Origin of the sequence: Paenibacillus sp. UNC217MF (genome assembly GCF_000686865.1) — a bacterium.
In the GTDB taxonomy this organism is placed as follows: Bacteria; Bacillota; Bacilli; order Paenibacillales; family Paenibacillaceae; genus Paenibacillus_B; species Paenibacillus_B suaedae.
Window position 1 is genome coordinate 76998 of record NZ_JMLT01000013.1, and the last position, 12776, is coordinate 89773.

Annotated in this window: 9 protein-coding genes and 2 pseudogenes; 9 read left to right on the forward strand and 2 right to left on the reverse strand. The window is 42.2% G+C overall.

Annotated elements, in window-relative coordinates:
* The 7 genes and pseudogenes from BP95_RS34490 to BP95_RS34495 all read left to right on the forward strand — a co-directional run.
* A pseudogene (locus BP95_RS34490) lies at positions 1-1136 on the forward strand (hypothetical protein); the annotation flags it as partial.
* A gap of 34 nt (positions 1137-1170) precedes the next feature.
* On the forward strand, positions 1171-1668 hold the full coding sequence (locus tag BP95_RS0108935; RefSeq protein ID WP_028531948.1) for a hypothetical protein: 498 nt from the start codon (positions 1171-1173) through the stop codon (positions 1666-1668).
* A gap of 230 nt (positions 1669-1898) precedes the next feature.
* Positions 1899-2321 (forward strand): SUKH-3 domain-containing protein, encoded by a 423-nt coding sequence (locus tag BP95_RS0108940; protein WP_028531949.1) that lies wholly within the window; start codon positions 1899-1901, stop codon positions 2319-2321.
* Positions 2322-2586: 265 nt separating this feature from the next.
* Positions 2587-3387 carry a hypothetical protein gene (locus BP95_RS0108945; RefSeq protein ID WP_028531950.1) on the forward strand — a complete coding sequence of 267 codons (801 nt, stop codon included), beginning with the start codon at positions 2587-2589 and terminating at the stop codon, positions 3385-3387.
* Between the two features lie 162 nt (positions 3388-3549).
* Complete coding sequence (locus BP95_RS29950; RefSeq protein WP_028531951.1) at positions 3550-4530, forward strand: hypothetical protein; 981 nt, start codon at positions 3550-3552, stop codon at positions 4528-4530.
* Positions 4531-4574: 44 nt separating this feature from the next.
* Positions 4575-5090, forward strand: a complete 516-nt coding sequence (locus tag BP95_RS0108955) for an SUKH-4 family immunity protein (RefSeq protein WP_028531952.1) — start codon at positions 4575-4577, stop codon at positions 5088-5090.
* A 284-nt stretch (positions 5091-5374) separates the two neighbouring features.
* Positions 5375-5787, forward strand: a pseudogene (locus BP95_RS34495) (IS30 family transposase); the annotation flags it as partial.
* Between the two features lie 30 nt (positions 5788-5817).
* Here the strand turns inward: BP95_RS34495 and BP95_RS0108965 are convergent.
* Both BP95_RS0108965 and BP95_RS29955 read right to left on the reverse strand, forming a co-directional pair.
* Positions 5818-7164, reverse strand: a complete 1347-nt coding sequence (locus tag BP95_RS0108965; RefSeq protein ID WP_028531953.1) for an erythromycin esterase family protein — start codon at positions 7162-7164, stop codon at positions 5818-5820.
* A 358-nt stretch (positions 7165-7522) separates the two neighbouring features.
* Positions 7523-9880 carry a glycosyl hydrolase family 18 protein gene (locus BP95_RS29955; RefSeq protein WP_028531954.1) on the reverse strand — a complete coding sequence of 786 codons (2358 nt, stop codon included), beginning with the start codon at positions 9878-9880 and terminating at the stop codon, positions 7523-7525.
* 758 nt (positions 9881-10638) lie between these two features.
* Here BP95_RS29955 and BP95_RS0108975 point away from each other — a divergent pair.
* Both BP95_RS0108975 and BP95_RS0108980 read left to right on the forward strand, forming a co-directional pair.
* Positions 10639-11937, forward strand: a complete 1299-nt coding sequence (locus BP95_RS0108975; RefSeq protein WP_028531955.1) for an SPFH domain-containing protein — start codon at positions 10639-10641, stop codon at positions 11935-11937.
* Positions 11938-11949: 12 nt separating this feature from the next.
* The gene (locus tag BP95_RS0108980) at positions 11950-12696 is read left to right on the forward strand and encodes a hypothetical protein (protein ID WP_028531956.1); all 747 of its coding nucleotides are present in this window, start codon (positions 11950-11952) and stop codon (positions 12694-12696) included.
* Positions 12697-12776 lie beyond the last annotated feature (80 nt).

A 12776-nucleotide genomic window follows, 5' to 3' on the forward strand; every position in this document is an offset into this window, starting at 1 on the left:
GCGCAGCAGGATTGGTCGTGAATCCGGGAGGAGTGGGCACGAGTACACAGAACTTGTTCACAACAACGAATAAGATGGCGACTTCTTTGGCTGCCACCAAAGGTGGACAAATTGTACAAAATACGATGTCCAAGTCATTGGAAAAGGTCCTAAATCCCAAATATGCCGGTGCTGCCCAGAGAGTCACGCAGTACACATTAAATGGCGCAGTAGCGGGTTCGCTGCATAGCACCTCGCTATCCTTGATTCAAAATAAGTCGAGTGGAGAAGAACTGTTAGAAGCCTCCTTGTGGGGAGGGGCATTTGGAGGGGCGTTCGGCGCTTTAGGCGGAATGCTGAGTCCAGTGCTTGGAAAAGTCTTCACAGCAGCGCGCCAGTATACGAGCAAACTGAAGCCTAACCAGATTATAGCTAATCTGAAGCAATCCATGAAGCAAAGAGTAGTAACAGGGAACCCGTTGGCCGCAAACCCTATACGTAAAGGACTAGAGACAAAAGGATACAAACCGAAGCCGGGCGAGCGAACAACCACGAAAGAGCAATATAAAGCTCAGGAGCACAAGAAAAGAGAGGCATTGCGTGAAGGTAGGAAGCCAACTCCTAAAGAGGTAGAACATGCTAAAAATAGAGCGTCCAAAGTATTAGATGATTATACCTCTTCAATAAAAGATGGTAGTATGTATGGATCGGACATTATTCCTCCATCAGTAACTAGCGCTGCGGTTGATGCTACCGCTCCTACTAGAGTTGGATTTGGAGGAAGTGGAATATACCAAAGTAACCCAAGTATTAAGAATGTAAAACTTAATAATACCAATGAATATGTTGAATATTATAGAAAGATGTTAACAAATGACCATATTGATGAACTGGTAAAAAACAACCCGTCAAACTTCGCAGGAAAAAATGTTGATTCTATTAAGGAGGAGATGGGGAAACTACAAATGATTAAACATGAGCTTACAGAAATTAAACTAATGAAGCAAGGATATCCATATAAAATCCTAGTGCATACAATCCTGACTCGAATTCCTTTGGTTCTAAACCTCCAGGAGCACACGACGCAGCGGATCCTCAACCTAAAGGTGAGTTTGATGGGGCGTTTAGCTATAATCTTAAAGAACAAGGTAAGATAGAAAAACAACTAGAAAAAGGAAAAGGGGACTGAATGTGGGATATTTAAACCAGGCGATTAAACGTATTTCCGTAATAGATTGGGGCTCTCTTGGAGAAAAGGAAGCTATGTCACAAAGTTATTTGTGTCGAGAGTACTTAAGAAGAGCAACCAAATTTTTAAGAGATTATCCAGGTACTTGTGTACCTCCTTTTATTATGATTTCAAATTCGATCACTGAGCCACAAGAAAACATCGAAATGATTGAAATGCTGAATGAAATAAATAATTCTTACCATAGAGCTCTCGTTACGAGTTATCTTGAATTATGCGCTCTTATTGATGAAACAAATCCAATTGCTATGGATAACAAGGATTTGTTTGAACCAGCAATAAAGCTATATGAAAGAGGTGGCTTTTTCTATAGAAGGGAAGGATATATATATATAAATGGTAGTTCTATTATAATTGCAGATGTTGCTTGGGATGAACAGGAACCACTAGATATTAGTGATGAAATTTTGGATGCACTAGATAATGGTTGTGCCGAGTAAACTATTGTTACATTTTTCAATGTTGAGTGAACTACTTAGCGACGATTAAAACAATCATTCAACCAGTACAAAAAACTTGAAAAATTTCAAAGGCTCATTTCACTTGAACGATAAGGAGGATGAGTCTTTTTAATATGTTAATAATGGAGAGTGTTGGTTAAACCTTTTTGTAAAAATTGCAAAGTAACGTTTGCTGATTTTATGACTTCGATGAAGTAGGGGGAGAACAAATGAATTTGAGTAATGAAACCGTAAAAATTTTAAGAGATGCTGGATGGTATGAGGGAAGAAGGATTGATATTAAAGAAATCGAAGAGAATTTGGAAAAAATAGGATACACCATTTTCCCAGAAGTCAAGAGTTTTTTGAGGGAGTTTGGAAACCTAGTGATCGAAGACACTATTAATGATGAAATTCATAACACAAGTATACGAATCACTAATTATTATAAAAATAGAAGTTTCAAATCACTAGAAGAATACGCTGGAGAAAAATTAGTCCCTGTAGGGATGATAGACAGTGATAACTTACTACTATTTGTTTCAGAAAGTGGAAAAGTGTACTGTAGTACTGGTAAATTAGGTGACAATGCAACAGAAGCATGGGAAAGACTAATCGGGGGTAGCGGTGTTAAGCCGTGGGGATATTTGTAATTTTATGAAAACCGCCTTCTTTATTCCCCTGTTTAAGATTACAACTTAGGGTAACGGGTGATCCTTCCCTGAGCAGTTGTCGGGAATTAAGCATGCTGATATTGAAATCCAAGAGCTTATCTTGATGGGAAATTTCCGTTAGATGTTAAAAAGCCAGAAGCATCGAATATAATGAGGCTTCTTTATAGAGAGAAAAATGGTGGTATCGAATGGAAAGTGATTCAGAATCATTAATTAGAAATGAAATAGTACTTGGAGGAGACATATGGACAAAAAAATCATCTCAACAATATATGACTTTTGTTTAGAAGAAGATTACGATAGTACTTTGTTAGCAACGCTAAATTTATTGAAAAATAGCTCTGCTATAAATGCATTAGAAGGCGATAGTATTGCTTTTCTTAGTAGCATGATCCCCTTGGTTGAGGCTAACAGTACAAAGGCTCAAATAATTGAAACTATTATCGAGTCTCCGCATTATGTTAGCAACGATACTAAACTGTTAGACGAGTATATAAGATTGGTGTCGTTAGGGGAAGTGTTTCTTTCGGAAGCAGTAAGATGTTTTGATTCATTTACAGTTACTGGCGTTACTATGAATGAAATTTTTACGAAATTGGCGGAATCTCTAGATAAAGAACTAGCAATTGAAATCTTAGTGTTAATGGGTAATCGTGATTGGGGAGATTTACCTAGTCACTTGGAGCCATTCGCTAATGAAGTTAAAACGCTCCAGAGGCTAAGTTACCGCTCCGGGGTAATCCTAACATTTTTGTTAATTGTTCATCCTTTGTGTTCAAAGTATGCATATATCGGTGAATTGTCATTTGGATATCCGTCTACTGAAGTAGCGGTAAATGATTGGGCGTGGGTAACACCAGAAAGCACAAAATATATGTTAGATAGAAAAATTGTCAGTCAAAAAGAAGCAAATATATTAGTAGAACTAGGGCGTTTAATACGCAGTGACAAGAACAACCTAAGTGCAGCAGATATGACAAAATTGTATACTCGGTTTTTTGAAGGTAAGAATCCTTTTGATGTGATGTATACTTTGCCCGAATAATATAAGATTTGTAGATAGGGATCAAAACACATTCTGCAGCCAGTCATCGAAAATCACTCAGTGACTTTTGAATGTGAAGATGATGCTATCCAAAAAGCTATCTTGAACGTGACTTCGGTCTGACAAATAAACATTTAAAATGAAAATGGGGATATGAAAAGAATGAGAATCGCACATTTTTTTCTATTGTTACTGTTGTGTATTACACTAAATGGAAGCCCTAACTTCCAAGGAACAGCGGATATAGCTTCATCTCGTAATAACGATTTGACCTCAAGTGAATCTTTTCAAAATGAGCTGAGACAATTGAAAAGTAAACTAAGTAACAGCAAAAATGAAGATTTAAATGAGGATATTAGGCAAAGTAATCTGGATCAGTTTACAACGGGGTTAGTTGCTTTAATGAACACAAAGGACAGTATAGAAATGACGGATGATGAAATTAGTAACCTATTTGATGAGGCAGTTTATTCGTCAACTAAAATGGTAGTACTTAAAGAAAACAAGTTTAATATCAGAGTTGTTAATTTTCAAGCGCCTCTTTATCTCAAGGGTACACTGGAAGATAAATTTACAATTATTCAGTGGTGGGATGATAAGGGACTTGTACGTGCTCAATTAATTTTGAATGAAGATGCAGGGAAGGTTACAGATTTTGTGCTTCATACTTATGGAGATGAGATAGAGCTTTTATTGGGAGGCTACCTTTCTTTGTATTCTCCTCAGCCTGCATTTGTTTCATTATGGCAATTAGATAATCAGAAATGGATCGAGAAGACACAAGGTTTTGATAATAAAGTGATACCTACCGATTTTTGGGATCTGAATATTGAAGGTAATATACTAGCTGTAGAAAACCAACCGCATATGGAAATGAATGTAGAGATGTTAGAGAATAAGAATGGATTTTTGATTACAAGTGATAATGATGCGGGTATAATTATTCGATTTTCAGGAATAAGAGTTGAAATAGATCAAGATTCTAAATCATCTAATGTTAAAGCGATAGAGCAGCAAAAAATAGACTACAATCAATATACCATCCACAAAAGCCAATCTTTTAATACCCGCCTGAACGGGTGGGGTGAAGTAAAGTTTGTATCCCTACAAGGGAATATGGATATTAAGGCATCAAGAGAGTGAGGAACTGACTTAGATCAAGCAGTCAAAAAAATAGGAGTGAGAGCATGGATTTTGATATTCGTGAGATCTGCGATTATTATGATTCTGAATTGCTAGACTATGATTACGATGACTTGATAAGACTTGGTATAAGTCATGACAATGCTGACTTTATGGTTTCTATTGGAGTACCAGAGGAATATGATGATATTGTATTCTATGGAGAGGATACTATTCACAAAACGTTAATTGAAGGCATAACATATATTAAAATCGGTCATTTTGGGTACATCCCGCATGGACTGTACGTAAAAGAAGGTTGTGATGGATTTTTTTCTACTTCATCCCTTCATGCCCCCCCAATTTATTTGCTAAATAAAAACTTGAGAACATTTTTTTTGTTTCATTTAATAAAAAATGAATTGCATATGAAAATGGAACAAGAAGGTGAATATAGTACACAAAAATATGCGCGTGAACTACGTAGGTTGTATGAACAAATTGACCCTATATCAATGCAAGATGTTGAAGGATATTGGTCAATACTAGTAGAAGAATATGAAACCGGACTATACCAATAAACCAAACACTAAAAACGTAACAAATAAACGAATCAAAGGCTCATCCCACTTAAACGATAAGGAGGATGAGTCTTTTTAATATGACGGATTATAATATGAAGTGCGACAGCTAGAAAACAGAAATGCCCATGTGAGTTGGGTAGACACCATTCCCTCATCGCACGAGAAATCGAACGCGGAAGCCTCAGAGCAGTATACGAAGCCCCGGTCGGCTCAACAGGCTTATCGTTGCCGCAGCATCTAGTGCTTCTGTCGGCAACGATAAGCCTAAACTTGCAAATGAGCTGACCGAGAAGCTGGTTCAGGTTCGCAAGCGTGAAACCTTCGGCCACTGGGAGCTGGATACCGTTGTCTCTAGCCGTGGTGAAAGCAAAGCTTGTGAGCCACTTTTATTGAGCGTAAGATACGGCACTACTTAGCCTTGAAAATGCCCGATCGTTATTCGATGGAGGTTGCCTTTGGTGTTGTTGCCAGCCAGTATCCTCAAGCCGCCTTTCCAACCGCTACCGTAGATCGCGGGAAAGAGTTTGCTTGCTAGGCCAACCTTGAGAACTCTCATAAATCTAAAGTTTATTTTGTAGATCCGTATTCTCCTGGTAACGAGGCTATCTCTCTCATTAATAATCGTCCACGTAGATGTCTAGGCTGGATGTCTGCTCACGAAGCGTTCATGAATGAACTGACGTACTTAGCTTGACAATCCGTCAAATAAATAAATCTCAGGAATTCACCGTTTCCTGATCAGTTGAGATGGACTCACTTTCTGAATTTGAACAAGGATATCAAATGTTTTACCTAATGGTACATCAACAGTCGTTGGGAAATCTGGACCTACCGTTGTTACTCCGGCAAAAATGGTATGTTGCTCGTTTAGCCAAGTTTTAGTCACTCCGCTTGCCTTACGTAAATCAACAAAAAACTGGTCGTATTTTACTTGTCCAAAGGTATAGTTGTAACTATTCGGGTCATCTAATTTTAATGTTCCATAGGGACCGAATTCTTGGTTACTGTTGTAAACATTGTAACGTCCCTCATAGACAGATGTTCCAATGGATACATACCGTTTTCCATAATGTTCTGCTAAATGCTGCCCAGCTACTTTAGGGTATACGAAAGGGATCATGTTTGTTTTCGAAACGTGCCCATTATGGCCCCACACGATTGTTTTTCCTATATGTTCTTCTGTCCATTTCGCATTCTCATACATGGCAATATCGTGTTTCAAATAAAAGTCTTCCAGGTTATCAGGATATGCGGCTGTCATTGTCGTAAATAGCTCGATAATACGGGCATTTTGTTTGATCCATGCGAACTCTGGGGATTTTCCATTCAGTTTGTTTTTATTTTGCTCTAATAAAGCGCTGATTTGTTTCGCATCTGAAACATACCGAGCTTTCGTTTCTTTCTTAAGATCGCCAAAGGTATCTAAATCCTTGGTTACAGGAATAAGGCCTTTCATCTTTTGTTCGAAACGAGTGACAAGTTTCGGATCGTATTTCTTTACATACGTTAGGATATTGTTATAAACACTCTCGTTTACGGTTTGTATGTCCATCCCGATGATCCGTATTTTGGATTTATGCTTTGGATCAGCATTATATTGGCGTATCCATTGAAGCAGATCTATGATTTCTTTCGTGTTAAATACAGGACTTAGATATTGGCTTGGGTCCCCTTTACCCGTAAGAACATAGCGATCGAGTCCCAATGCTCTGTCCCATCCCTCTTCTAACACTAAGGCCTTAAAGCCCATTTCAGCTGTCAAATAATTAACAATGCGATGCTTCATGGTAAAAACTTCATGAGCACCATGGGTCGCTTCGCCTAAACCAACAATTGTAGCTGATCCGATCATATCCTTAAGCGGACTCAAATCATGAATAGGTGCTGTTGGATCCGTTGTCTTTAATGGCATGGCATGCTCTTCTAACCATTTTATCTGTTGAGCCATTTGATTTGTGTTGTAGGAACCTGTAACAGAAACTTCTGCTTTCGAAGTTGCATAAGTACTTCCTGTAAAACTAGTTAGAGTGATAATAGAGGCAGCAATTGCGATGCCCATCTTCTTTTTCATAAAATCCTCCTGAAATATTTTATAAGTTGGTTTGTTAAGATAAATATATTCTAGTTCCTAAAAGTCTCTTTTTTCTTACTAGGTTCTTAAGTAAACCTTAAGATGCTTATGTATATACAAAAGACAAAGCAGCTGCAATCCTTATAGTTGAAGGAATATCTATTCAACCTCTTAAATCTGCTGTAAAGAAATCGGCTCCTACGTTTGTGCAGCAGCAGTTCAGGCATATCCATCTCTCAAGTAATACATAAAGAGGGCTTTCCTAAGAAAGTAGAAGATTCTACTCTTGGGAAAGCCCTTTTTTATTGCGTGTGCTGCTTATTCTATCCTTATTGCTAAATTATCATCTTTGATCGTATTAATGCGGCAAGTCGTTGGAAACGACGGATTGCAGGGTACGGTTTCTGTCTGCATTCAGCTCCCAGAACATTGCGCCGCGTAATCCTTTGGTTTTGATGAATTCATTTTTCAAATGAATGGACTGCTCGTCATCATACGAAATAAAGACTTTTGTAGATGGGTTGTAGAGGGATGGAGTTTGCGTCACATTGTTCCAGTAGCGGGTATAGCCTTGGCCAGCAACCGTATATTTACCTGTGGAATCAGCAGACAGCAGGCCGGTGTTCTGCATGTGGGCGAAGTCATACGTCGAGCCGCTGGAACCGCCAGTGGCTTCACCGCTGCAGCTTTGGTACAGTCCGTTGTTATTTGGACCCGCGTTGCATCCTTTCCAGCCATAGCCATAGAATGGTTCGCCTATGGTTATTTTATTGGCAGGAATGCCTTTATTCAAATAGTTGGTTACGGTGGAATTGATGTTGAATTGGCTGCTGCCGTTTGTGTTGGCTGGGTCGTTATACAATGGCGATCCGATGCCGCTTGTCGCATCCCATGGGCCATAGTAGTCGTAGGTCATGATGTTGATCCAGTCCAAGTACTGTGCAGCGTTGGACAACCAGTTGTTGGTGCCGCCTGCATCGGCAAGGAAGCTGGAGTTCGCGCTGGAAGCGATCGTAATGTAGTAGCGCTTGCCGTCTTGTTGTCCGGCTTTATCAAGAGCTTGGCGAAGGGTTTGTAGAAGAAGGACATAGTTCGCTTTGTCGGCCGTACGTTGGCATGTCTGACCCGATGCGCAAGGTACGCCAATGTTGTTCGGATATTCCCAGTCGATGTCGATGCCATCGAATTGATATTGGCGCAAGAAATTGACGGCGGAAGTGGCGAAGTTGCCTCTTGTGACAGGGTCATTCGCCGTGTTGGAGAATTGGTTGGACCACGTCCATCCGCCGACGGAGGCGAATAATTTCAGATTCGGGTTGGTGTTCTTCAGCTGTCTGATCGTAACCAATTGGTTGTATCCGCCATCAGCTGTACCGTCTGTAAATGAATCTCCAATTACGATGGAACCGTTCGGCGCATTATTTGGAGTGCCATCGCCGTTTTGGCAGGTCCATGTGTTTGGATTTGGATTATCGGGGCTCTTGGAGGGATTGCCATGTTTGCCGTTCCAGCAAATATCAAGGAATGCATAGTTGATGACCGTTACTTTTGTCGGGTCAATTTTGGCAGGCGTGAAGGACGGAGTATCGTAAGCAGCCCAGCTTGGGAAGTAGCCGATAATCTCATATTGGCTTGATGGTTGGGAACGAGTTGTAACGGTGAGCGCATTACTGGCGGCGGACACATTACCCGCAGCATCTTTTGCTTTCACAGTAAAGGTGTAAGCAGTGTTGGCAGTTAAGCCTGTAACAGTGTAGGAAGTAGTTGTCGAAGAACCTGTCAGCGTCGTGCCATTATAAATATCGTATCCGGTGACGCCAATGTTGTCTGTCGAAGCGATCCAGCTTAAGGATACGGAGTTCGTCGTTACGGTAGATGCTGTTAAGTTGGCAGGCGCTGTTGGTGGCTCCGTGTCTATAATAACAGCGCTTGTCGTGACATTGACAGGTGAGCTGGCTGGGGATACGTTGCCGGCGGCATCTTTCGCAGTGACCGTGAACGTATAGGCAGTGCTGGCATTCAAGCCTGTAACGGTATAGGAAGTAGTTGTCGAAGAACCGGCAAGTATGGAGCCATTGTACACCTCATAACCTGTGACACCCACATTATCCGTTGAAGCCGTCCAGTTCAATGTAACCGAGCTGCTGGTCACGTTGGAGGCGGTTACATTAGCAGGTACTGTCGGAGGTTGGGTATCCGGAACAATTGCCAAAGTCGTTGCGTTTATAGGCGAACTGGCGGGGGAAATGTTGCCGGCAGCGTCTTTAGCTTTAATGGTGAAGGTATAAGTGGTATTTGGTGTTAATCCTGAAGCAGTGAAGGAAGTTGTCGCAGTCGAGCCTGCAAGTGTCGTTCCATTATAGACGTCATAGCCTGTAACACCGACATTGTCGGTAGATGCCGTCCACCCTAGGGTTACGGATGCGGTTGTGATATTGCTGGCTGTAACATTCGTTGGAGCAGTCGGCGGCTCCGTGTCGGCAGGAGCTAATTGTTTGCTCCACAGTGCAGGAACGTTTGGCGGTTCCCATCCGACAAGAGAGGTATGTCCTTGTACACATTGGTAGGTATCCGTTCCATAAGTGACGAGGTCTCCTGTTTTATAGGCCGTATTCGGTGCCCATGGTGAAGCGGCGAAGGCAGTCAATGGTACAGCTGTGAATACCAAGATGAAGACAAAAAACAAGATCGCACTAACTTTTTTGACCTTTCTCAATCTTAATCACACTCCGTTTCATATTGGGTTAGGTTCGCCAGACCTGAGGAATACAGCAAACATCTCCTTTCGTGTACAAATCTATGTAATCGCATTCAAATTCCTTGGAATGATAGATGGAACCAGGTGGATCAGAATGCGAAATTACAAGCCAGGGCAGGGTTAAGATGCTCAAATTAAGGCGGTATCTAAGACAACCAATAGAAACAGCATAGTCTTGTATGTGATGAAGTTAGTGAAGTGTGAAGAAGGCGTTACCCATCCTAAGAATACATGTGGTATGAAAAGGAGGAAGAAGCGATTAAAGCGAATCGCTTTAACAATTTGCGGTCATCGTTTTACGTGTTGCTTGAAATGTGGTAGTTCATAAATACTGGGTCAAACCGAGGGAGATTAATTTTATTGATTTTCCAGACAAACGTTTTAACACGAAAATAAGTATATGCACGAGGCAAAGCGAGTATGAACGTTATGATGCCGAATGAAGCACGGGCTAGGGAAGGGCTATTTTTTTGATTTCCATTATGAGGATGGTGTCTGAAGCAGCTGCCTTATATAATAGAAATGGGAGCAGATAGAAGAAAGATTAGGCATGCGGACTTAATTATGGATACGTTTTGCAAGCTTCCTCGTAGTAGTAAAGTAGTGAATGTAGTGTATATCTTCATATTAATACAAACAGTTGATATAGGGAAGTAGAAACGATCCCTTTCGATGTGTATGGCTCCATACTATTATTGTCGGAGGTACTGCAGAATATGGCGATTATTGATGTAATTAAATATGATGGTTCACCTGATGTATTTGCATGGAAGTTTCCCAATCATGAGCTGGCAACGTGGTCGCAGCTTATCGTAAATGAGTCTCAGGAAGCGATTTTGTTCAAGGGCGGGCAAGCACTCGATAGCTTCACAGCGGGCAGGCATACGCTTAGCACGGCGAATATTCCGATATTGAATCATATTGTTAACTTACCGTTCGGAGGGGACTCTCCGTTCACTGCGGAAGTATGGTATGTCAATAAGGTTCATTCTCTGAATGTAAAATGGGGCACGCGTACACCGCTTCAGTTGCAGGATCCTAAGTATCAGTTGTTCGTGAAGGTGCGTTCCTTCGGGCAGTTCGGCATTCAGATCGAAGATGCACGCAAGTTCTTGGGCAAGCTTGTAGGCACACTGCCTGTATTCAATCAAGATACGCTGACCGAATATTTCCGCGGCGTGCTTATGATGAATATTCACCAGCTGATTTCTTCCTACTTCGTGCATCGCAAGATTAGTATATTAGAGATCAATGCCTACATATCGGATATTTCCAAGCATATTCAAGAACTGGTTGCACCAGTGTTCGAGGAATACGGCATTCGTCTGCTTAATTTCTATGTAGACTCGGTCAATACGCCTGAGGATGATCCAGCCACACAGCGTTTGCGGGAAGCGCTGGCGAAGCGGGCTGAAATGAATATTATCGGATTCACCTATCAGCAAGAGCGTACATTCGATACGCTTGGAGAGGTCGCTAGGAATGATAGTGGAGTGAAGTCAGATCTGATGGGTGCAGGTATTGGGCTTGGCATGGGGTACGGGGTTGGCGGTGCTGTAGGCGGCGTCATGACGCAGATGGCAGGCGAGCTTCGAGTTGATGCGCATGACAAGGTATGTCCGAAGTGCAATCGTGGCAATCAGCGAGATGCCTCCTTCTGCACAGGTTGCGGTACATCGCTGGCTGAAAGTGGCGGCACGGATAAGCCGGTTGAGGTGAAATGTCAGGCATGTGGGGAGCAGATGCCGCGTACGACCAAGTTCTGTCCACACTGCGGGGATCCGTATAATCCATGCCCAGAATGCGGGGCAGACAATCCACCGGATCAAGGAGCTTGTATCGAATGCGGACAAGCGATGCCGGTTCCATGCCATCATTGCGGCGAATCGGTGTCCAGCAAGTCCAAGTTCTGCCCGCACTGCGGCGAGGTGACGACGCTTACTTGCAGCGGGTGCAACAGCGAGGTTAAGCCGGGGCAAAAATTCTGCGTGGAATGCGGCAATAAGCTGGTATAGGGGGAGAATATCATGAAGTGGGCATCACGGTTCAAGTGGATTACGTCAGCGATATTTCTCATTCTAGGAACGGTAACGGTTGGATTATTCTTTGGCCTGAGCGATGTCGAATCCCGCGGCTTCTCATGGTGGCTGTCCTTCGGCTCGCTCATGATGGCAGGGGTGATCAGCTATCTATTCTGCATGAGTATGCTCGTCCATCTGTCCAAGCACAAGGATGAGGTTCCTATGAATTTATCAATGGGAGCCATCGCCTTCATTTACAATATTGCAGTTCTTGTACATATTGTGCTGTTTTGGCTCGTCCTGGATGTATCCGAGAAGCTGTACATGTGGATTCACATCATCACCTTTGCATTAGCTTTCATTTTGGCGCTCCTCATTGGCCTCACGCGATTATCTGTGGGCCGCTTGCAGCAGGATGAGAGAAATCGGATGCAGTTTAAGAAGCGACTTCAGCTTAGTCTGCATGGAGCACGATTGGAGTTAGAAGGTTGGGAGCACTCGGAGCGCGATATGCTGTTGGACCAGATGAACAAGCTGGAGGAACAGGTGAAATATAGCGATCCGATATCAGTACCAGCTATGGTGCTGGAGGAAGGACAGATCATGGATCAGGCCGCTCGCCTGGAGGAAGGTGTACGATCTATGGTGCGTGATCGCAACACGGTATACAGCGCTGATGAGCTGCGCGATATGATCCGGCAGTTGTCTAACGGGATGAAGCTGCGCAATGAGCAGTTAGCAGCGCTGAAATAGCAGTGGCAATGAATAGTTACGATGGGTAGACAACGACAGATTTAACATGAATGTATGCTCAATAATTAAATAGATAGAAA

What these genes read in the sequence shown, in the direction of transcription:
- BP95_RS0108940 (WP_028531949.1), top strand. Translation starts at nt 1,899, where the DNA reads ATGAATTTGAGTAATGAAACCGTAAAAATTTTAAGAGATGCTGGATGG.
- BP95_RS0108945 (WP_028531950.1), top strand. Translation starts at nt 2,587, where the DNA reads ATGGACAAAAAAATCATCTCAACAATATATGACTTTTGTTTAGAAGAA.
- BP95_RS29950 (WP_028531951.1), top strand. Translation starts at nt 3,550, where the DNA reads ATGAGAATCGCACATTTTTTTCTATTGTTACTGTTGTGTATTACACTA.
- BP95_RS0108955 (WP_028531952.1), top strand. Translation starts at nt 4,575, where the DNA reads ATGGATTTTGATATTCGTGAGATCTGCGATTATTATGATTCTGAATTG.
- BP95_RS0108965 (WP_028531953.1), bottom strand. Translation starts at nt 7,164, where the DNA reads ATGAAAAAGAAGATGGGCATCGCAATTGCTGCCTCTATTATCACTCTA.
- BP95_RS0108975 (WP_028531955.1), top strand. Translation starts at nt 10,639, where the DNA reads ATGGCGATTATTGATGTAATTAAATATGATGGTTCACCTGATGTATTT.
- BP95_RS0108980 (WP_028531956.1), top strand. Translation starts at nt 11,950, where the DNA reads ATGAAGTGGGCATCACGGTTCAAGTGGATTACGTCAGCGATATTTCTC.